Origin of the sequence: Mesorhizobium sp. M0998, from assembly GCF_040318885.1 — a bacterium.
GTDB lineage: Bacteria > Pseudomonadota > Alphaproteobacteria > Rhizobiales > Rhizobiaceae > Mesorhizobium.
In genome coordinates, this window is sequence record NZ_JAMYND010000008.1 from 69,434 (window position 1) to 90,686 (window position 21,253).

Annotated in this window: 17 protein-coding genes; 7 read left to right on the forward strand and 10 right to left on the reverse strand. The window is 64.1% G+C overall.

The window, feature by feature from the left end; genetic code table 11:
* The first annotated feature begins 4 nt into the window (after nt 1-4).
* Both NKH59_RS10090 and NKH59_RS10095 read left to right on the forward strand, forming a co-directional pair.
* Entirely contained in the window at nt 5-1,402 is a 1,398-nt protein-coding gene (locus tag NKH59_RS10090; protein WP_352469888.1) for an NAD(P)(+) transhydrogenase (Re/Si-specific) subunit beta, read from the forward strand.
* Between the two features lie 92 nt (nt 1,403-1,494).
* A complete protein-coding gene (locus NKH59_RS10095) occupies nt 1,495-3,015 on the forward strand; it encodes a hypothetical protein (protein WP_353021680.1) in 1,521 nt (506 codons plus the stop codon).
* Between the two features lie 99 nt (nt 3,016-3,114).
* On the opposite strand, the gene NKH59_RS10100 is transcribed toward NKH59_RS10095, so the two are convergent.
* The 4 genes from NKH59_RS10100 to NKH59_RS10115 all read right to left on the reverse strand — a co-directional run bounded on the left by NKH59_RS10100 (nt 3,115) and on the right by NKH59_RS10115 (nt 10,190).
* A complete protein-coding gene (locus NKH59_RS10100) occupies nt 3,115-4,032 on the reverse strand; it encodes a hypothetical protein (RefSeq protein ID WP_352501122.1) in 918 nt (305 codons plus the stop codon).
* A gap of 245 nt (nt 4,033-4,277) precedes the next feature.
* A complete protein-coding gene (gyrB, locus tag NKH59_RS10105; protein ID WP_352578576.1) occupies nt 4,278-6,749 on the reverse strand; it encodes a DNA topoisomerase (ATP-hydrolyzing) subunit B in 2,472 nt (823 codons plus the stop codon).
* Between the two features lie 146 nt (nt 6,750-6,895).
* Nucleotides 6,896-9,562 carry a caspase family protein gene (locus NKH59_RS10110; RefSeq protein WP_353021683.1) on the reverse strand — a complete coding sequence of 889 codons (2,667 nt, stop codon included), beginning with the start codon at nt 9,560-9,562 and terminating at the stop codon, nt 6,896-6,898.
* 58 nt (nt 9,563-9,620) lie between these two features.
* Nucleotides 9,621-10,190, reverse strand: a complete 570-nt coding sequence (locus NKH59_RS10115; protein ID WP_352681479.1) for an NADPH-dependent FMN reductase — start codon at nt 10,188-10,190, stop codon at nt 9,621-9,623.
* Nucleotides 10,191-10,373: 183 nt separating this feature from the next.
* Between NKH59_RS10115 and NKH59_RS10120 the strand changes: the two genes are divergently transcribed.
* Nucleotides 10,374-11,747, forward strand: coding sequence for a cytochrome P450 (locus tag NKH59_RS10120; RefSeq protein ID WP_352872271.1), 1,374 nt, complete (start codon nt 10,374-10,376; stop codon nt 11,745-11,747).
* Between the two features lie 20 nt (nt 11,748-11,767).
* Here the strand turns inward: NKH59_RS10120 and NKH59_RS10125 are convergent, their stop codons facing one another.
* Nucleotides 11,768-12,742 carry a complex I NDUFA9 subunit family protein gene (locus tag NKH59_RS10125; RefSeq protein ID WP_352872269.1) on the reverse strand — a complete coding sequence of 325 codons (975 nt, stop codon included), beginning with the start codon at nt 12,740-12,742 and terminating at the stop codon, nt 11,768-11,770.
* Between the two features lie 245 nt (nt 12,743-12,987).
* Between NKH59_RS10125 and NKH59_RS10130 the strand changes: the two genes are divergently transcribed.
* Nucleotides 12,988-13,260, forward strand: coding sequence for a hypothetical protein (locus NKH59_RS10130; RefSeq protein ID WP_352454720.1), 273 nt, complete (start codon nt 12,988-12,990; stop codon nt 13,258-13,260).
* A 57-nt stretch (nt 13,261-13,317) separates the two neighbouring features.
* Here NKH59_RS10130 and NKH59_RS10135 read toward each other — a convergent pair whose 3' ends face one another.
* The 5 genes from NKH59_RS10135 to NKH59_RS10155 form a co-directional block, all read right to left on the reverse strand.
* A complete protein-coding gene (locus NKH59_RS10135; RefSeq protein WP_023676270.1) occupies nt 13,318-14,319 on the reverse strand; it encodes an Ldh family oxidoreductase in 1,002 nt (333 codons plus the stop codon).
* A gap of 118 nt (nt 14,320-14,437) precedes the next feature.
* On the reverse strand, nt 14,438-15,244 hold the full coding sequence (locus NKH59_RS10140) for an ABC transporter permease (protein ID WP_352872345.1): 807 nt from the start codon (nt 15,242-15,244) through the stop codon (nt 14,438-14,440).
* Between the two features lie 14 nt (nt 15,245-15,258).
* A complete protein-coding gene (locus tag NKH59_RS10145) occupies nt 15,259-15,924 on the reverse strand; it encodes an ABC transporter permease (RefSeq protein WP_352470177.1) in 666 nt (221 codons plus the stop codon).
* Nucleotides 15,925-16,136: 212 nt separating this feature from the next.
* Entirely contained in the window at nt 16,137-16,931 is a 795-nt protein-coding gene (locus tag NKH59_RS10150) for a transporter substrate-binding domain-containing protein (RefSeq protein WP_352469896.1), read from the reverse strand.
* 51 nt (nt 16,932-16,982) lie between these two features.
* Nucleotides 16,983-17,792 (reverse strand): ABC transporter ATP-binding protein, encoded by an 810-nt coding sequence (locus NKH59_RS10155; protein WP_023676274.1) that lies wholly within the window; start codon nt 17,790-17,792, stop codon nt 16,983-16,985.
* A gap of 218 nt (nt 17,793-18,010) precedes the next feature.
* On the opposite strand from NKH59_RS10155, the gene NKH59_RS10160 reads away from it, so the two are divergent.
* Genes NKH59_RS10160 through NKH59_RS10170 form a run of 3 tightly spaced genes read left to right on the forward strand, consistent with a single transcriptional unit; the run spans nt 18,011 to nt 21,201 of the window.
* The gene (locus NKH59_RS10160; RefSeq protein WP_353021751.1) at nt 18,011-18,859 is read left to right on the forward strand and encodes a dimethylarginine dimethylaminohydrolase family protein; all 849 of its coding nucleotides are present in this window, start codon (nt 18,011-18,013) and stop codon (nt 18,857-18,859) included.
* The gene (locus tag NKH59_RS10165) at nt 18,856-20,436 is read left to right on the forward strand and encodes a 5-guanidino-2-oxopentanoate decarboxylase (protein WP_353021685.1); all 1,581 of its coding nucleotides are present in this window, start codon (nt 18,856-18,858) and stop codon (nt 20,434-20,436) included. The genes NKH59_RS10160 and NKH59_RS10165 overlap by 4 nt, the downstream gene beginning before the upstream one ends.
* 57 nt (nt 20,437-20,493) lie before the next feature.
* Nucleotides 20,494-21,201 carry an SDR family NAD(P)-dependent oxidoreductase gene (locus NKH59_RS10170; RefSeq protein WP_353021687.1) on the forward strand — a complete coding sequence of 236 codons (708 nt, stop codon included), beginning with the start codon at nt 20,494-20,496 and terminating at the stop codon, nt 21,199-21,201.
* The last annotated feature ends 52 nt before the right edge of the window (nt 21,202-21,253 follow it).

Here is a 21,253-nt window from a genome sequence, read left to right on the forward strand (position 1 = left end):
CGCTATGAACGCCAACTTCGCCTCCTTTCTCTATCTGGTCTCCGGCATCCTGTTCATCCTCGCATTGCGCGGCCTGTCGCATCCGACCACCAGCCGCCAGGGCAACATGTACGGTATGATCGGCATGGGCATCGCCATCGCCACGACGCTGGCGCTGGCGACCCCTTCGGCCGGGCGCTTCGGCCTCATAGTGCTCGGGCTGCTGATAGGCGGCTCGGCCGGTGCGGTCACGGCACGGCGCATTGCCATGACCTCGATGCCGCAGCTGGTCGCCGCCTTCCACTCGCTGGTCGGTCTTGCCGCGGTCATGGTGGCGGCCGCCGCCATCTATGCACCGGAAAGCTTCGGCATCGGCACGGTCGCCGATATTCATGCCCAGGCACTGATCGAGATGAGCCTCGGCGTTGCCATAGGTGCCATCACCTTCACCGGCTCGGTCATCGCCTTCTTGAAGCTTGACGGCCGCATGTCGGGCAAGCCGATCATGATCGGTGGCCGCCACTTCATCAACGCGGCCCTGGGCATTGCGCTGATCGTGCTGATCGTGCTGCTCGTCACCACCGAGTCCAAGGTGGTGTTCTGGCTGATCGTTGCCGCCTCGCTGGCGCTGGGTGTGCTTCTCATCATCCCGATCGGTGGCGCCGATATGCCGGTGGTCGTGTCGATGCTGAATTCCTATTCGGGCTGGGCCGCGGCCGCCCTGGGCTTCACGCTCGGCAATCTGGCGCTGATCATCACCGGCGCGCTGGTCGGCTCGTCGGGCGCCATCCTGTCTTACATCATGTGCAAAGGCATGAACCGGAGCTTCATCTCGGTCATCCTCGGCGGCTTCGGCGGCGAGACATCAGCCATTGCCAACGACGGCATCGAGCGCACGGTCAAGCAGGGCTCGGCCGAGGACGCCGCCTATCTGATGATGAATGCGCAAAAGGTCATCATCGTGCCGGGCTACGGCATGGCCGTCGCCCAGGCGCAGCACGCGCTGCGCGAGATGGCCGACAAGCTCAAGGCCAACGGCGTCGACGTCAAATACGCCATCCACCCGGTTGCCGGCCGCATGCCCGGCCACATGAACGTGCTCTTGGCCGAAGCCAACGTGCCTTATGACGAAGTGTTCGAGCTGGAGGACGTCAACTCTGAGTTCGCGCAGGCCGACGTCGCCTATGTCATCGGCGCCAACGACGTCACCAATCCCTCGGCCCGTGACGACAAGTCGTCACCGATCTACGGCATGCCGATCCTCGATGTCGACAAGGCCCGCACCTGCCTGTTCGTCAAGCGCTCGCTCGGCTCCGGCTATGCCGGCATCGACAACACGCTGTTCTACAAGGACGGCACCATGATGCTGCTCGGCGACGCCAAGAAGATGACCGAGGAGATCGTCAAAGCGATAGATCACTGAAACGGCGTCGCTGCCAACTCACTGCCGATCGTCGAATACAGCCCGGCTCCGCACCGGGCTTTTTCTTGGCTGCTACCGGTTCTGAAGCTACGATGCCGACCCGTCGTCTTGCTAACGGCGTCATCGTGGAGGTGCTGGTGCCCGACCCTGGTTCTGCTGCATTGCCGGCCGCCGATCTGACCGCAGCAGAGAAGGCGCCACGCAAGCGCAGCCAGGCGGTAGTGGTCGTGCACGGCATGGGCGAGCAGCGTCCCATGGACACGTTGAGGGAGTTTGTCCAGGCCGTATGGAGCCACGATCCGGCCCGTGCACCGTTCTATGCCCATATCCCCGATCCGGCCGACCCGATGGGTGCGAAGATCAACCAGAGCTGGATCACGCCCGACAGTCGGACCAATTCGCACGAACTCCGCCGGATCACCACGCCCTATGATGTCGATGGCCGCCGCACCGATTTCTACGAGCTTTACTGGGCCGACATCACCCAGGGCACGACCCGAAGCCGCCTTGCTGCCTGGGTGACGACCCTGCTCTGGCGCAAGCCGGCCGATATTCCGCGCGATGTGCTCAAACTCTATGTCGTCACGCTTTTGGCCACCCTCGTCGTCCTCGGCGCGGCGCTGGCGCTCGCAACGTCGACCTGGCAAGGCTACATCTCCTGGACGACCGGTGTGCTTGTCACGGTTCTGGCGTCGTTCGTCATCTGGTCGGTGGACCAGTTTGGCTTGCCTTATTTCGGCGACGTCGCCGCCTATGTGCGGGCCGAAGCGGCAACGGTCGAGAAGCGGGCGCTGGTCCGCGAGCGTGGCCTCAAGCTGCTGAAGCGTCTCATGATGGACGATGCCTATGACCGCATCGTGCTGGTCTCGCACAGCCTCGGGTCGATCATCGCCTATGATCTGTTGCAGATATTGTGGGCCGATTTCAGGCCTAGAAAGTTGGAAGCCATTCGCGACAAAGCGAGGCTGAAGGCGATCCACGCCGTCGACAAGGCGACGCTGGCCGCCGATGCCTCCGCTTGGCCCGACAGCCTCGATGACCTCCCCGCATTCCGGCGCAGCCAATGGGAGCTCTACCGGCAGCTTCGCGTCGGCGACGCCGATCATCCGCTGCCGTGGAAGATCAGCGATTTCGTCACGCTCGGCAGTCCGCTGACCCACAGCGAGTTTCTGGTGACCTACAACCTCGCCGAATTCAGGCGCGGCATCGCCGAGCGCCTGTTTTCGGCATGCCCGCCGATCGCCGACAGGGCGGCGGGCGGGACCATGCTCTACCAGGAAGGGCGCAGCCATTCCGGTAAGCCGCAGCGGGCGGTGCATCATGGCGCGGTGTTTGCCGCGACGCGCTGGACCAATATTTTCGACAGGGGCAATGGCTGGCTGACCGGCGACCCGATTTCAGGGCGGATGACGGAAAATTTTGGTCCCGGCGTGGAAAACATCCAGGTCGAGCTGCGCGGCTCGGGCGGCCGCGTCTTCACGCACAGGCTCTACTGGTCGCTGACGGCGAGCGGCGTCGAGGTCAACGCGCCGGCCGGCGTACAGCCGCGCTCGCACCTTGCCGTGCTGCGCGATGCGGTCGATCTCGGCCGCAAACTGGAAGCTGAGCTGTAGGCGGCGAGCAGCGCACGACAATGCCGCGGCGGCAGTTCAAAGCAAGGTCCCCTTCGGGCGTAATCTTCCCGAAGCGGACCGAGTTCGCTTAGTCACCGATCAACGATTGGTCAGGAAAATCGCTTCCTCGTCGTCGCGCTGCCTGCCGCCAAGTGCTGCAGCCGCGCTGGCAATGAAGGCCCCGACGACCAGCGACAGCGCGCCAATCAGCGAGAAGGTGGCGCCTGCCTTTCTGGCGGTGTCGGCCGCCTGCTGGGCCTTGACCTTGGCGTCCTGCGCTCTGGCGATCACCGTATCGACGCGAGCGGTGGCATCCGCTTCGGACAGGCCTGTGCGGGCGGCCACCAGCCGCGACAGATAGGTCTTGTCGTCGGCCGATATTTCGCCTGCTGCGGCACTCGCGATTAGAATGCGCGATGCCTGCGCCGTTGCCGCAGCGTCGCTCTCCGGATTGGCGGCAGCGAGCCTTGCCGGATCGGCCGGGCGGAACAGCGTATCGACGAAATACGATGTGGCGTTGTCAGTCGAGGCGCTACCCGCGTTTGCAGCAGCACCTGCCGAAGCGCCCATTGCCGCGCCCGATGCCACAGTCGAAGCAGCCTGGACACCGGTACCTATCGCGGCCGAAAGCGCCGTGCCGAGCACGCCGGCGACGAGCAGCGTCGCCAGCGCCCAGGCCAGGAAGCCGTGAGCGGTATCGCGGAAGAAGACTTCATCGGTGTGGATGCCGACCCATTTGGTGCGCAGGCGCCCGGCGAGGTAGCCGCCCAGGGCCGACGACAGCCACTGCACGACGATCAGCCAGACGGCGGTGGAAACGGCGAAAGTGGTGACTGACGCACCCGAGCCGGACCATGGCGACACCATGCTCAGCCCAAGCCCGGAGCCGAGCAGCATCAAGATGAAGGTAAGCGTTGACGCAGCAAAGGCGCCGGCGACGATTGGCCCCCAGCTGACAGCAGTGGAAGCGGATTCCGTCGGGGCGGAAACGTCGACAGCTGTTACGGTGGACTGCATCGAAGCCTCCCTACCGTGCGAACAGCATGATCAGAATAATGATCGGAATTGGGACTCCGAGAAGCCAGAGCAAAATGCCACGTCCCATGGATGCCTCCTGCGGCGATTGTGATCAACTACAATGCCTTGAAAGCCTTTCCGTTCCGGCGGTCCTGGTGATCTTTGTTGCGTTGCAGCAGTCGTATTGGTGCGCCAAGGCGCACCAATACACTTCATGCCTGCTGGCTGGGTATCTGGATGGCGGCTCAGATGTCCAGATTGGCAACCGACAGCGCATTTTCCTGGATGAATTCGCGCCTTGGCTCGACCTCGTCGCCCATCAGCCGTGAAAACAAGCTGTCCGCATCAGTCGCGTCATTGACCTTGACCTGTAACAGCGAGCGCACATTCGGGTCGAGCGTCGTTTCCCAGAGCTGCTCGGCGTTCATTTCGCCAAGGCCCTTGTAGCGCTGCATGGTCAGGCCCTTGCGGCCGGTGGCAAACACGGCATTGAGCAGTGCCAGCGGCCCCGAAATGGTTTCCGAGACATCCTTGCGGCGCAGCACCGGCGGCTCGCCGTAGATTTCCGCCAGGCGCGGCGCATAGCGGTCGAGCTGGCGTGCGTCGGCGGAATTGATCAATGCCAGGTCGAGATGCGCGAACTCCTTGACGCTGCGCACCGTTCGCTCGAAGACATAGCCGCCAATGCCCTCGTTCGAGGTCGACATGCGGCCGATCCAGCCGCGCTCGGTATCCTCGGCGATAATGTCGAGACGACGGGCAACACGCTCGGCCGTCTCGTTGGCGCGGCGGAGGTCGGTGAAGATCTCCGGGTTGAGCGCGCCGGCAATCGCTGCCTGCTCGACCACGCCTCTGTTATAGCGCGTGTGCAATCCGTTGATGAGCTGGCGGACAGCCAAGGCGTCGTCGATGGCGCTGCGCAGGTCCTGTCCAGCCCGCACCTCGCCTGTGCTGAGCGCAAGCGACGCTTCTTCCAGCCCGGAGCCGATCAGGAATTCCTCGAAGGCGGCTTCGTCCTTGATGTATTGCGAGCTCTTCCCGCGCGTCACCTTGTAGAGCGGCGGCTGCGCGATGTAGAGATGCCCGCGTTCGATCAGTTCCGGCATCTGCCGGAAGAAGAAGGTCAGCAGCAAGGTGCGGATGTGGGCGCCGTCGACATCGGCGTCGGTCATCAGGATGATCTTGTGGTAGCGCAGCTTGTCGGCGTTGAACTCGTCCTTGCCGATCGAGGTGCCGAGCGCGGTGATCAGCGTGCCGATCATGTCGGAGCCGAGCATGCGGTCGAAGCGGGCGCGCTCGACATTGAGGATCTTGCCGCGCAGCGGAAGAATGGCCTGGTTCTGGCGCGAACGGCCGCCCTTGGCCGAGCCGCCGGCGCTGTCGCCCTCGACGATAAAGATCTCGGATTTCGCCGGATCGCGCTCCTGGCAATCGGCCAGCTTGCCGGGCAGCGAGGTGACGCCGAGCGAACTCTTGCGGGTGATGTCGCGTGCCTTGCGCGCCGCTTCGCGCGCGGCAGCGGCCTGGATGACCTTCTCGATGACCGCCTTGCCCTCGGTCGGGTGCTCCTCGAGCCAGGTGCCGAGCGCTTCGTTGACAAGCCCTTCGACCACCGGGCGGACCTCGGACGACACCAGCTTGTCCTTGGTCTGCGAGGAGAATTTCGGGTCGGGAACCTTGACCGACAGCACCGCGGTCAGCCCTTCGCGGCAATCATCGCCGATCAGCGCCACTTTTTCCTTCTTGGTCAGGCCCGAGGAGTCGCCATAGCCGGTTATCTGGCGCGTCAGCGCACCGCGGAAGCCTGCCAGATGCGTGCCGCCGTCGCGTTGCGGGATGTTGTTGGTGAAGGCCAGCACGTTCTCATGGTAGCTGTCGTTCCACCACATGGCGACTTCGACCGTGATGCCGTCGCGCTCGGCGCGGATCGAGATCGGCTTGTCGAGCAACGGCTTCTTCGTCCGGTCGAGATATCGGACGAACTCTTCGAGGCCGCCATCGTAGTGCAATTCATGGCGCATGATGTCGGCATGGCGGGCATCGGTCAAAACGATGCGCACGCCGGAGTTCAGGAAGGCGAGTTCGCGCAGCCGATGCTCCAGCGTACCGTAGTCGAATTCGACCATGGTGAAAGTCTCGGACGACGGCAAAAACGTGATTTCGCTGCCGCTGCGCCCTTCATAGGTGCCGGGGACCTTGTCTTGTTCATAACTGCCGGTGATGCGCAGCGGCGCGTCGGCATTGCCATGCGTGAAACTCATCTCGTAGATCTGGCCGTTGCGGCGGATCTTCAGTTTCAGCCAGGCCGACAGGGCGTTGACGACCGACACGCCGACGCCGTGCAGGCCGCCTGAGACCTTGTAGGAGTTCTGGTCGAACTTGCCGCCGGCATGCAGCTGCGTCATGATCACTTCGGCCGCTGAAATGCCTTCGCCGGTGTGGATATCGGTCGGAATGCCGCGGCCATTGTCGATGACCGTCACCGATCCGTCCGGATTGAGCGTCACCGTCACCAGGTCGGCATGGCCGGCCAGTGCTTCGTCGATGGCGTTGTCGACCACCTCATAGACCATGTGGTGCAGGCCCGAGCCGTCGTCGGTATCGCCGATATACATGCCCGGCCGCTTGCGAACGGCATCCAAGCCCTTCAAAACCTTGATGGAATCGGCGCCGTATTCGGCTTCAACGCCGTTGGCGATGTCGGTCTGGTCGCTCATGAAAACCTGTCTGATTGATGCCGTGTGCAGAGCGCGAAAAATCGGCTTCGAATCGCGCATTTCTAATGTCGTAGATATAGGCGCAAAAGGCGGTTTTTCCAAGGTTTGCAGGCATTTCGGAACGGAATGACCATCGCGTGAGCAGGCTATCGGCGCCTGGCTTCGATCCTGGCCAGCCGCTCACGTAAAAACTTGATCATGAACTTGTGGCGCGGTGCCAACCGCCCGCTCCGGTCGAGCTCGAGCGTCATGTCGAGCGCCTTGGAAAGCACAGCCTTCGGGTCCTTTGCGACTTGGGCGTAGTCGATATAGGCGACCACCAGGTCGCGCTGCCAGGTGGCGTTGTCCGGATCGGACCGGGCAAGTTTCTCGCGAATGGCCAGGCTGTCCTGAAGGGCTTGCCGGGCGCCCCTGACGTCGCGCTGCCTGAGGCGCAGCGTGGCGACTTCGGACAGCGTTATCGACAAGTCCCGCTGCCAGTCGGAATTGGCGGGATCGAGCTTGGCCAGCCTCTGCGCAATCGCGTAGCTGTCCAGATAGGCTTTCAGCGCGCCTTTGTGGTCGCCCTGTATCGCCAGGATGCCGGCGACTTTCTCGATGCACACGGACAGGTCGCGCTGCCATTCGGTGTTGTTCGGGTCGCCGGCGGCGAGCACGCTGGCCTGCGAAAGTGCCTCACGATAAGCCGAAAGTGCCGCCGGCCAATTCTGCTGGTCGCTCAGCGCATTGCCGATCTTGGCGTTGCCGACCGACAGGTCGCGCTTCAACTCGGTGTCGTCCGGATCGCGTTTCGCCAGTTGCTTGACGATCGCCAGACCTTCCTTGTAGGCCGCCAGCGCCCCGGCGGCGTCGCCGCGTTCGCGCAGCAGGTCGCCTATCGTATCGTGGCTGACCGAGACGTCACGCTGCCGGTCGGCGTCTCCCGGTTTGTGCGCCACCAGCGCCAGCCGCACCTTCAGGCTCTCTTCATAGGCCGCCTGTGCGTTGTCCAGTTGGCCTGCGATATGGGCAAGGTGACCGATCTCATCGTAGGTGATGGTCAGGTCGCGCTGCAGTTCGGCACGGTCCGGCTCTCCGGCGGCGAGCTGTTTCTTGATCGACAGGCTTTCCTGGTAGACCTCTGCGGCGCCGGCCAGATCGCCTTGCGTCGCCAATACGTTGCCGATCTTGTCGTCGGCCATGGCGAGGTCGCCGAACCACTCCAGATTGTCCGGTTCTGCCTCGGTCAGGCCCTGCAGAATGGTCTTGGCGGTCTCATAATTCTGCAGCGCTGACGGCAGATTGCCTTGCGCCATCCGCACGTTGCCGAGCTTGACGTAGCTGACGGCGAAGTCGCGCTTCACGTTGAGATCGGTTTCATGATGCGACCGCCGCTCGAGATCGGCTTGCAGCGCCTCGAAGGCACGGCCAGCCGCATCGATATTGCCGACCGTGGTATACAGCTTGCCGAGCTCGTCCAGCGTGCGGATCAAGCGGTCGGCGTCGTCGAGCGACAGCACCACCTGTCCGGCTTCGTCATAAAGCGCGAGCACGGACTCATAGTCCTTGATGGCTGTGGCGTAGTCGAGGTCGGCGCGCGCCGCCCCGCCGGACAAATAGCGCGTTGCGGCCTCGGAGAGCGTGCGGCTGACGAAATTGGCCTTCAAAGCGTTGCGAGAGACACTGTCGATCTCGGCTGCCTCGGCGAGCTTTTTCCGCGCCGCATCGAACGCTCCCAGCGAAAGCTGCTCTTCGGCCTGCCGGCGCAACGCCGACACTCTGAGATCGTCGGATCCAAGCGTCTGCATTTCGCTCCGCACCTTGACGAAGGCGTCGGCTGCCTCACGCAGCCTGGCGTTCAGACTGTCCGCGGAGAGGTGGCCGGCATCGGAACTGATCAACGCGCCATAGAGCGGTGCCAGCGGCATGTCGGCGTCGCTGGCGATCTTCTCCACTTCGCCGCGCATCTGAGGCGTCACCTCGGCCATGGCCAGCAACAGGCGTTCGCGTTCCGGCAATTTCTCCTTGGCCGAGGCGGCAAAGAACAGCTGCGGCAGGCCGCTCTCGACATAGGGCAATTGCTTGCCGCGCGAGAGGTCGTAAACCTCCTGCTGCACGAGCGTCAGCACGGAGCGGATCTCGAGACCTTCGGTGCCGAGGTATTTCGTCAGCGCCGCGGTAAACGGCGAATTCTGGTCCGTCCCATCCGCGGCGGTCTCGCCGGGCGCCGCCGAGAAGGCAAACAGGATGTTTTCTGCCCGCCCGATGCGGCCAAGACCCGGCCGGACCTTGTCGCTGACCTCTTTTACCAGCGCCGCTGCGCCGCGGCCTTCGCCGCCCGTAGCCGCAAACGGATCGCTGCGGCAGGCATCGAGCACGATCAGTCCGACCTTGCTGGTGGCGGCGACGGTCGCGCGGATCTCCTCCAGCGGCAGGCTGGTCCGTTCCAGCGTAGCGAGCGACGACGCGTCTGCATCGACCGGCAGGAGCCGATTCTCGCCGGCTATCTCGACGCCGTGGCCGGAGAAGAACACCAGTGCCACGTCGGCGCCTTTGGCATCCTCGCGGAAATCGTCAAGCGCCCGGCGCATGCGCCGCAGGTCGCGGTTGGTTTCGAGGAAGACCTCGAAACCGAGCTTCCTCAGCACAGTTTCCATGATCTCGCCGTCATTGACGGGATTGGCGAGCGGCCGGATCAGCCGGTAGTCGTTCTCGGCGATGACCAGCGCAGCGCGCCGCTCCGCCATTGCAGCGGAGGCCGTCGAGAGGATCAGCAGCAAGGCAAACAGAAAACGCAAATCGAACCGCCCCGGCCCGGTCATTTGCCGGAGCATTCCATCTCTTTATGGCATGAGCAAGTTATGGCATCGGCCAGTTCGGCCGTTCGCGTTGTTAGCTGGCGCGCATCGGCCTCAGCGCTTCGCTCCAGCGGAACAGCTCGTCCAGCATGGTCCTGGCCCCGCCGAGCACCTGCTCGCTGGGCAGGAAGGCGCCGGTCTCGTCGAGCAGCTTCTGGTACATCGGCAGCGCCACGCCTTCCGGAATCGGCATGACACCGACGGCGGTCAGCAACGGTTTGACCGCCTGCGCCGCTCGCAAACCGCCGGAGACACCGCCGTAGCTGAGGATGGCGGCCGGCTTGTATCGCCATTCCCTGAGCAGGTAGTCGACCGCGTTGACGATCGCGGGAGCGGTGAAATAATTGTACTCCGGCGCCACGAAGACGAATGCGTCGGCTGCGTCGATTGCTTTCGACCAGGCTTTCGTGTGGCTGTTTTCGTATTTGCCGAGTCTCGGATGATGCGGCTCGTCCAGCACCGGCAGGTTGAATGCGGCGATGTCAGTGAGCACCGGCTCGAATTTGCCATGCTCGCGCGCAAAGCTCTCCAGCCACTTTGCGAAAGCGGGTCCGGCGCGGCCCGGCCGCGTGCTGCCGATGATGACGTTCAACTGGTGCTTCAAGGCAGGCTCCCGCCGGTTCTGACATCTGTGGTGCTGCCACCTAAGACACGCAGCCGGACACAGCAAGCAGGCACTTTCCGGTGCCCGGGTCACATTACAGAGAGCGGATGCATCACCTTGTCGTCCGCTCACATGGACGCCTGCCTTGCCCGCCACTACATTGAGGTGTCAGCGGAGCAAGTCATGGACAGTCAGCCAGTCCCCTTCGTCCCGCCGGCGCCGAAGCCGCGCACCGCGCCGCCCTCGACGCTGGAGATGATCCGCATCGTCTACCGCAATCCGCTCGAACTGTGGGGCGAGCCGACCTACAACGAGCCCTGGATTTCGGTGACCGGCATCGGCGGGCCGCTGGTCATCGCCAACGACCCCGGTCTCATTCGCCACGTGCTGGTCGATAACGCCAAGAACTACAAGATGGCGACGGTTCGCCAGCTGATCCTGCGGCCGATCCTGCGCGACGGCTTGCTGACCGCCGAGGGCGAGGTGTGGAGGCGTTCACGCAAGGCCATGGCGCCGGTGTTCACGCCGCGCCATATCTTCGGTTTTGCCGAGCCGATGCTGAGGCGCACGCGGGAGTTCGTCACGCGCTACGAGGGCGGCGGCACGTTCGACATCGCTCACGACATGACGCTGCTTACCTTTGACATCCTGGCCGAGACGCTGTTTTCCGGTGAGATTTCAGGCGAGCCGGGCAGCTTTGCCAAGGAGATCGACCGCCTGTTCGAGACCATGGGTCGGGTCGATCCGCTCGACCTGTTGCGGGCACCCGATTGGCTGCCGCGTCTGACCCGCATCCGCGGCCGCAAGACAATGGCCTACTTCCGCAAGATCGTCACCGACACGGTGCAGATGCGCGAGGCGCGGTTGAAGCGTGATCCGGACACGGTGCCGCAGGATTTTCTCACGCTGCTGTTGAAAGCGGAGGGACCGGGCGGGCTGACCCGGGCCGAGGTCGAGGACAACATCATCACCTTTATCGGCGCCGGCCACGAGACTACGGCCAGGGCGCTCGGCTGGACGCTCTACTGCCTTGCCGAAGCGCCGTGGGAGCGCGAAAAGATCGAGCACGAGATCGATGCCGTGCTGGCGCGTGAGCCCGACCCGACGAAATGGCTCGACGCCATGCCGCTCACCCGTGCCGCCTTCGAAGAGGCGCTCAGGCTCTATCCGCCGGCGCCATCGATCAACCGCGAACCGATCGAGCCCGAAACCTGGAACGGCCTCTACATACCGCGACGTGCCGCGGTGCTGGTGATGCCGTGGGTCGTCCACCGCCATCGCAAGCTGTGGGACAGGCCCGACGCCTTCATGCCGGAACGCTTCCATCCGGGAAACCGCGAGAAGATCGACCGTTTCCAGTATTTGCCGTTCGGCGCCGGGCCTCGCGTCTGCATCGGCGCCAGCTTTGCCATGCAGGAGGCAATCATCGCGTTGGCGATCATGCTGTCGCGCTACCGTTTCGACGCCACCGCGGAAACCCGCCCCTGGCCGGTGCAGAAGCTGACGACGCAGCCGCAAGGCGGCCTGCCGATGCAGGTCACCCGGCGCGCCTCGTAGGCAACCGACGTCCGTTTGTATTATGCGGCGGACTTGCGTTGGAACTGGCCGGCGGCGCGGTAGCGCCAGAGATAGCTGGGCAGGATGGTTCCGATCGACCGTGGCTGGATCCCGAGGCCGGCGAGCGTCCGGTTGTCCTTGACGGCGGCTTCCGACACGACATTGTGCTGGCGCAACAGCAGGACCTGGTCCTTGGTCAACAACGGATTGGGCAACAGCCCGAGAATTGATGCCTGGAGGTTCGCCAGCCACCATGGCACGGGCAGCAAAAACCGCTTGCGTCCGATGATGATAAGCAGCTGTTGCATGCATTCCTTGAAGGTAAGCACTTGCGGCCCGCCGAGTTCATATATCCGGCCGCCCTGGACCTTGCCGTCGACCGAATGCGCCACCGCTTCGGCGACGTCGCCGACATAGACCGGCTGGAATCTCGTCTGCCCGCCGCCGATCAGCGGCAGCACCGGGGAAAAGCGGGCCATGTTGGCAAAGCGGTTGAAGAAACCGTCCTCCGGCCCGAAATTGATCGATGGCCGCAAGATCACGGCGTCTTGGACCGTCTCCAGAACAGCCTTTTCGCCGAGCGCCTTGGTACGCGCGTAGTCCGATTGCGCGTGGAGATCCGCTCCCAGAGCCGAGATGTGGGTGAGGCCGGCGCCGACGGCGCGCGCCGCTTCAGCGACAGCGCGCGCGCCGAATTCGTGGACGGCAGTGAATTTCTGCCGGCCGGCCTCATGCGCGATCGCAACCAGATTGACGACATGGTCCGCGCCTTGCACGGCGCGGTCGACCGACCAGCGCACCCGGACATTGGCCTGCACCGGCTGGATCTGCCCGACATTGCCGAGCGGCTGCAGGTGGCCGGCGAGATCGGGCCGACGGCAGGCAACCCGGATGCGGTAGCCGCGCTTGGCCAGCGCCCGCACGACATGACGACCGACAAAGCCGGAGCCGCCGAACACGACGACGAGCTTTGGGGTCTGCAGGATTTCGGTCATGGCTGGCTCCGGCGGGCTATCCAGATGGTTTGGTTTGAAGCCGTTTCATAGTCGGTTTCGCGCCAAAGGCAAAGGGTGACCATCGGTCGCCCGGCATTGTTGAAGCATGATTTCCAGTATCCGTTGGAAACGGCAGAAAACCCGCCGACGCCGGGCTTTAGGGTAACTCCATTCGGGACAGGAACCTTTGTTCCGGCCGGCGATTTTAGGATGTATGGTTTGATTCCGAATGGAGGATATTGCCGATGACGACAAAACGCGTTGCGATCTTCGCTCTGGCTTTCGCAACAGGCTGCAGCATTGGTGCCTCGGCATTCGCGGCAAACCGGCATCACCACCAAGCTCAACCCGAACGCTACGTTCCGGCCAACGGCAACATCATCGACATTCTGTTCGGTGGCCCGCGCTACTATGACAACCACCTGTTCACGACGGCCGCCGAACCCTGCTCCTACAACAGGGTAGGGCCGGACGCGAATGCGGCGAACGTCATCAACGATCATTATTGCGGGAAGTAGGCTCGCGCTGCCGGATCGGCAGGCGTTCTCAGCCGCTCATCGGACAAACGAATTTCTTCAGGACGAATAGCGGGCGGCGAATTCGGAAATGCGCTGCACCACGGCTTTCGGCGCGCTTATGCCGCGCGCCGCCGCCTTCTCCGCGGCCTCGGCCCGGGCACGCCCCGGCACATGCACGCCATAGCGCCGCCGCAGCCGGTCGAGTTGATCCTTCATCCGCTTTTCGAAGTCCGGATCGAGCAGCTTGGGCTCGACGGCAAGCACGAACAGGCCGGTCCCCGGACTGTCCGGCCCGCCGCTGAACCATGGCGCATCGAGCGACCAGTTGGCGCCCGACAGGCCCGCAGCCAGCACCTCGACCATCAGCGCGATGTTGGCGCCGCGCTGGCCGCCGAAGGCAAGCATGGCGCCCTTCATTGCAGCTGCCGGGTCCGTGGTCGGATTGCCGCTCGCATCCAGTGCCCAGCCTTCGGGTATCTTCTTGCCGTCCTCGGCCGCCTTGCGGATGTTGACGAAGGCGGTGGCGCTCGACGATTGGTCGATGACCAGCGCCGCCCCGTCCGCGGCGGGTGCCGCAAAGGACATCGGGTTGGTGCAGTAGACCGGCTTGACCGAGCCCGAGCCGGCAAGCACGGCCGGGCCGTTGGTGGCGGCGAACGACACCAATCCCTGCGCGGCCAGCCTTCCGGTGAAATAGCCGAGCGCGCCGCACGTATAGGCATTCTTCTGCGAAAAAATCGCGACGCCGAACAGCCGCGCCGCCTTGGCGAGGTCATCGATCGTGCGGTCGAAACCGGTATGCGCCAGTCCGCCGCGCGCATCGGAGAGATAGACCGCGAGCGCCGGCCTGGTGATCACCGGATCGGCGTTGCCGTCGATGCGGCCGGCTTCCAGCGCTTCGAGATAATCGATGAAGTGCGACAGCCCAACGGTCGACAGTCCTTCCGCCTCGGCCGCGACGATCGAGGCAGCCAGCGACTGCGCCGCCTCTTCGTTGGCGCCAGCGCCAAGTGCGGCCATCCGGCACAGCCCTGTCGCCTGGTCGAGACTGAGTTGCATTGTGATTGCCATGGATATCTGAGGGAATGGGTGAATGGTGAATAGTGAATGGTGAGTGGGGACTTAGCCGGTAACATAGGGGCTACGCACTACTGACTATTCACCATTCACTATTCACCTAACCAACCTTGTTCGGGATCCGCGCCTCGATCTTGCCCAGGGTGAAGACGAGGATGCCGGTGATCGCCATATAGATCAACGCCAAGAGCAGCAAGGGTTCATAGGTGAGATAGGTATCCTGCCGCACTTTGGAGGAGACGGCGAATATGTCGATCACGCTGATGGTCGCCACCAGCGGCGTCGATTTCAGCTGCAGCACGATTTCGCCCGTCAGTGTCGGCAACGCGCGGTAGAAGGCCTGCGGCAGCCAGATTCGCCGGAAAATCCTCCACCGGCTCATGCCGAAGGCGCGGGCGGCTTCCAATTGGCCTTTCGGTACGCCGGCAAAAGCGCCTCGCATCACCTCGCCCTCATAGCCGGCGAAGGACAGCGTCAGCCCGAGCACGCCATAGGGCCATGCCTGCCTCAGATAGGGCCACATCCAGGACTCGCGAATCCATGGATATTGTGGAAACAGCGAGCCCAGCCCGTAATAGAGCAACCAGAGCTGCAGCAGCAGCGGCGTTCCCCTGATGACCGTGCAGAAGGCCTTGGCGGGCGCCGCGAACCAGAAAGAGCCTGCGGCTTGTGCCAGTCCGAGCGGCATGGCGAGCAGGAAGCCCAGCGTGCAGGTGACGGCAAGAATCCACAGCGCGCGCCAGATGCCGAGCAATCCCATCCCGTAATATTTCGGCAGCCAGTCCCAGCGCATGAAGACGGCCGCCGCCAAAACCAGCCCCAGCGCGATCAGGATCAGCGCGATACGATGCGGCTTCAGCCACAGCGAAGCGCGTGCGGCTATCTCGACGGCCGCTTCGCCAGTCATCGCCGGGCCAGCCATCACCGAGCCTCCTTGAGCGACGGCATGCCGCGGCGGGCCCATGTCTCGATGCGGCCGATGATCAGGTTCGAAACCAGCGTCAACAGAAGGTAGATCGCGCCGGCGGCGATAAAGAATGTCAGATAGGCTTTGGTCACGCCGGCCGCCTGCCGTGTCGCCAATGTCAGCTCGAAAAAGCCGACGACCGCCAGCAGGGCTGTGTCCTTGGTGGCGATCAGCCAGAGATTGGCAAGGCCGGGTATGGCGAACGGCAGCATCGCCGGCAGCGTGATGCGCCGCAGCAGCAGGCCGGGAGACATGCCATAGGCGCGCGCGGCTTCGATCTGGCCCTGCGGAATGGCGAGGATCGCGCCGCGGATCACCTCGGTCGAATAGGCGCCCTGGACGAAGCCGAGCACGGCAATGCCGGCCGCCAGCCCGCTAATGTCCATACGCTGATAGCCCGTTGCCGTCAGCATCTGATTGATCAGGTCGGTGCCGGCGTAATAGAGCAGAAGGATCAGCACCAGCTCCGGCACGGCGCGCACGACGGTCGTATAGACTGCCAGGAGATCGCGCACCACCGGACCACCATACAGCTTGCCGGAGGCGCCGCCGATGCCGATCAAAAGGCCGAGACAGGTGGCGCCGACCGCAATCTCGATCGTATGGAGCAGCCCGACGATGAGCGTTCCACCCCAGCCCGGCGGCACGGGCGAGAGAAGCGCGATGGCAGAGGCGGCCCAAGCCGGAACAAATGCGTCGATCAGCGTCGCCCTCGAATTGCTGGCGCTAAAACCGCCGGCGATTTCCGCCCGCGGAAGCTCGCGTCGATGGATTTCGACCAACCACGCGGCTCTATCGGGGCCGCGTGGTTAATCGCTCATGGATGAGGCCGTCAGTTCGACTGCGTGTCGGAGCCGTAAATATCAAAGTCGAAGTATTTCTTCGAAATCTCGTCATATTTGCCGTTGGCGCGGATGGCCTTGATACCGGCGTTGATCTTTTCCTTCAACTCGGTGTCTTCCTTGCGGACGCCGGCGCCGACGCCGGGCCCGAGAATGGCCAGATCCGGCGCGACCATGCCTTTCAGATCGCAGCATTGCTTGCCCTGGTCCGATTTCAGGAAGGCGTCGAGGGCGATGGAATCGGCCTGCACCGCGTCGACCCGGCCGGCGGCAAGATCCTGGTTGGCCTCGTCCTGGGTCTGGTATTCCTTGATTTCCGCCGCGTCGGCGAAGTGCTTCTTGGCGTAGTCGGCGTGTACGGTCGAGACCTGGACGCCGATGATCTTGCCCTTGAGGTCCTCCGGTGTCGAGCCGAACTTCTGGTCCTTCGGCCCGATGATCGCAGTCGGGGTGTTGTAATATTTGTCGGAGAAGTCGATCGTCTTCTTGCGTTCGTCGGTGATCGACATCGAGCTGGCGATGACGTCGATCTTCTTGGTCGTCAACGCCGGGATGATGCCGTCCCAGGCGACCGGCGTGATGACGCAGTCGAGCTTCTCTTCGGCGCAGACAGCGTCGATGAATTCGATTTCCCAACCGACCCATTTGCCGGAAGCATCCGGCGAGGTGAACGGCGGATAGGGCTCGGCAGCGACACCGATCTTGACCGGATCGGCCTTGGCCACGCCCATGGCGGCAACGCCAACCAGCAGCGCTGCGGCAAAGGTCTTGAGAATAATCTTCATCGTCATGACTCCCAGTTTTGTTGTTGTTCCCGGTTTTCGTCCGCCCACAGTTTAACTGATGTTGCGGATGAACTGCTTCAGCCTTTCGGATTTTGGTGCGCCGAAGATCTGTTCCGGCGGCCCTTCTTCCTCGACCAGCCCGTTATGGAGGTAAACGACGTGCGTCGCGACCTCGCGGGCAAACTTCATCTCATGGGTGACCAGCACCATGGTGCGGCCTTCGCGCGCCAGGTCGCCGATCACCTTCAGCACCTCGCCGACGAGTTCCGGGTCGAGCGCCGAAGTCGGCTCATCGAACAGCATGACGCGCGGATTGATGGCCAGCGCCCTGGCGATCGCGGCGCGCTGCTGTTGGCCGCCCGACAGATAGGCAGGATAGACGTCGCGTTTTTCGGCCAAGCCAACGCGGGCGAGCAATTTTTCCGCCTCGCCGATCGCCACATCGCGCTTGACGCCGAGCACATGCACGGGAACCTCGATGACGTTCTCGATCAACGTCATGTGGCTCCACAGATTGAAGTTCTGGAAGACCATGCCAAGCTTGGAGCGGATGCGTTCGATCTGCTTGCGGTCTGCGGGCACGGTGTGGCCGTAGCTGTCGGCCTTCAGCTTTATCTCTTCGCCATTGACCCGGATAATGCCGCTGGTCGGGTTCTCCAGGCAGTTGATGCAGCGCAGCAGCGTCGATTTGCCCGAGCCGCTGCCGCCAATGATGGCGATCACCTCGCCATCGCGCGCCGACAGCGAAACGCCCTTCAATACATGCAGCTTGCCGAAATTCTTGTGCAGGTTCTCGACGTGGATGGCTTCGGCAGCGCCGTTCTGCGCCGTATGCTTCAGGGCAGTGGCCGGCGCTGTCATCGTCGCGGTGCCCCGCGGAGCAGCCGAGGCAGTCCTTGCTGGAATTTTTTACCCATTACCCGTCACTGGACAGCGTTCCGATTCTCAAGATGGACCGTTCCGCTTGTCTCCGTCAACCGCAGTTTTTTGGACCATTGATCACCGCCTGCCGAGTGGCTATTGGCAGGAGGGGCGCGTTTCAGGAGAATTTAGTGGGCAAAGCATACGGGTCGCAGTCGATGGCCGGGACGCTGCAGCGCGTGCTGATGCGCTCCGCTGCCGGCGCCATGCGTCGGGCCGAAGCGCTGGAGTGGCACTATGGCCCCGGCTTCAATCCGCAAAAAGCGGCGGTCCAGCATGATGCGCTGGCCAGGCTGATTTCGGCCTCAGGCGCCGAAATCGAATGGCTGAGTGACGCCGACGACGGGCTTGCCGATTCGGTTTTTACCCACGATCCCTCGCTGATGACTGATCATGGCGCGGTCATCCTTGCCATGGGCAAGGCGCTGCGCCGGCCCGAGCCCAGCCTCCACGAGTCAGCCTATGGGCGCATGGGCATCCCCGTCCTCGGCCGAATCGAGGCTCCCGGCCAGGTCGAGGGCGGCGACTGTGTGTGGGTGGATGCAAACACGCTGGCCATCGGCCGCGGCGTGCGCACCAATCAGCACGGCATCCAGCAGCTCTCCAACCTGCTTTCACCCAAAGGCATCCAGGTCTATGGCTTCGACCTGCCGCTCTGGCAGGGCGAGGAGGCCTGCCTGCACCTGATGTCGGTGATCAGCCCGCTCGCAGACGATCTGGCGCTGGTCTATGCGCCCCTCCTGCCGGTCGCCTTCCACCAGATGCTGCGCGAACGCGCCATTCGGCTGGTCGAGGGCGACGCCGACGAATTCTTCGCCTCGAATGGGCTCAGCCTCAACGTGCTGCCGACCGCGCCGCGCCAGGTTATCGCCGTTGCCGGTTTTCCGAAGACGGCGGCTGCCATGCAAGCCGCCGGCTGTACGGTCTCGACATTCGAGGCCGATGCGCTGTGCATTGCCTGCGAGGGCGGCCCTACCTGCCTCACGCGCCCGGTGTTAAGACAATGACGACCATCGGCGAAGCGCTCATCACCTTGCTCGAAGCGCACGGCGTCGACACCGTCTTCGGCATTCCCGGCGTACACACGGTCGAGCTCTATCGCGGGCTTGCGCGATCGAAGATCCGTCACGTCACGCCGCGCCACGAGCAGGGCGCCGGCTTCATGGCTGACGGCTATGCGCGCGCCAGCGGCAGGCCGGGTATCGCCTTCGTCATCACCGGGCCGGGGCTGACCAACACCATCACCGCCATGGGTCAGGCGCGCGCCGATTCGGTGCCGATGCTGGTGATCTCGGGCGTCAACGCCACGCCGACGCTGGGCAAAGGCCTTGGCCATCTGCATGAACTGCCGGACCAGCGCGGCATGATGGAGAAGGTGGCGCTGTTTTCGCACCGTGTCACCGAGGCCGGCGAACTGCCCGGCGTGCTCGCCCGCGCCTTTGCGCTGTTCTCATCCTCGCGTCCGGGTCCGGTGCATATTGAGATCCCGACCGATGTCATGACCATGCCGGCCAACGGCATCGTGCCGCTGCTGCGGAATTCAGCGCCGCCCGAGCCGGATGTAGTGGCGATTGCAGAGGCGGCAAGGCTGTGCGCGTCTGCCCGCCGGCCGCTTATCCTCGCCGGAGGCGGCGCCAAGGCCGCCGAAGCGCCGTTGCAGCACCTGGCCGAGAGGCTGGGAGCGCCGGTCGTCCAGACCGCTAATGCGCGCGGCCTGCTCTATCGTCATCCACTTGGCGTGCCGGCCAGCCCCAGCCTGAAGGCGGTGCGTGCGCTGATGGCCGGCGCCGACCTGGTCATTGCCGCTGGCACCGAATTCGGTCCGACCGACTATGATGGCTATGGCGACGGCGGTTTTGTCCTGCCTGCCAATCTGATCCGCATCGACATCGGCGCCGAGCAGCTTGCCCGCCGGCCGGCCCGGATTTCGATCCATGCCGATTGCGGTGCAGCGCTCGAGGCGCTGCGTGCCGAACTCGGCACGGGCCAGGCGCAATCGGTCGACGGCGCCGCTCGCGCCGCCGCGACGCGGCAAGCGGCCTTTGCCGAGATCGGCCCGGCTATGCAGGCGCAACTGCGCGCCGTCGAGACGATCCGCGATGCGCTGCCTGGCGCGATCATCGTCGGCGATTCGACCCAGCCGGTCTACGCCGCCAACCTCTATTACGATCACGACCGGCCGGGCGGCTGGTTCAACGCCGCCACCGGCTTCGGCGCGCTTGGCTATGGCCCGCCGGCGGCGATCGGTGCCGTCCTTGCCAGGCCTGAGGCGCCGGTCGTTTGCCTCACCGGCGACGGCGGCTTCCAGTTCACCCTGCCGGAACTGGGCGCCGCGCTCGACGCGGCGGCGCCGGTGATCTTCGCCGTCTGGAACAATCGTGGCTACCGCGAGATCGAAACCTCGATGCTCGACGTCGGCGTCGAGCCGGTCGGCGTCTCCCCGGCACCGCCGGATTTCTGCAAATTGGCCGAAGCGTACGGCATTGCCGCCGAGCGGATTTCCGGCACCGGCGGCTTGGCGGACGCGCTTGGGCGCGCGCGGGCGACTGGACGACCTTACGTCATCGAGATTTCGGTTGAGTGATCGCGCGAAAGGCGCGACCTTCCGCATCGGCGGCGCGCAATGACGGAGCGGTCGAATATGACGGAAACACTGGACGGCAGACATATCGTGGTGACCGGCGGCACCGGTGCCCTTGGCGGCGCGGTCGTAGGAAAACTGCTGGAGCAGGGCGCGATCTGCCATGTGCCCAATGCCCACGCTGCCGCGCCTGCGCATTTTCCCTTTCCGGCGCATGACCGCGTCAGGCTGGCGCACAATGTCGACCTTGCCGACCCTGCCAAGGTCGCCGCCTTCTATGCCAGCGTTCCAGATCTATGGGCATCGGTGCATCTTGCCGGCGGCTTCACCGCGGCGCCGGTCGAGAAGATCGAACCCGCCTCCTTCGCCGAGATGATGGACACCAATGCCCGCACCACCTTTCTGTGCTGCCGCGCGGCGATACGCTCGATGCTGGGATCTTCCGTGCCGGGCCGCATCGTCAATGTCACCGCGCGAGCCGGGCTCGATCCGCGGCGCGGCTCCGGCAAGGTGGCCTACGCCGCCGCCAAGGCGGCAGTCGCCGCGATGACCGTGGCGATGGCCGAAGAGCTGAAGGGCAACGGCATCCTGGTCAATGCCGTGGCGCCCTCGACGCTCGACACGCCGGCCAACCGGGCTGACATGCCGAACGCAGATTTCAGCAGATGGGTCAGCCTTGAAGCGGCCGCCGAGGCCATTGCCTATCTCGCCTCGCCGGCCAACATGGCGATCAGCGGCACGCTGGTGCCACTCTACGGCCGGGCCTGAGCCTGCGGTCCGTCGCAAGCAAGGCTCACAAGCAAAAGCCCCGCCGGATCGT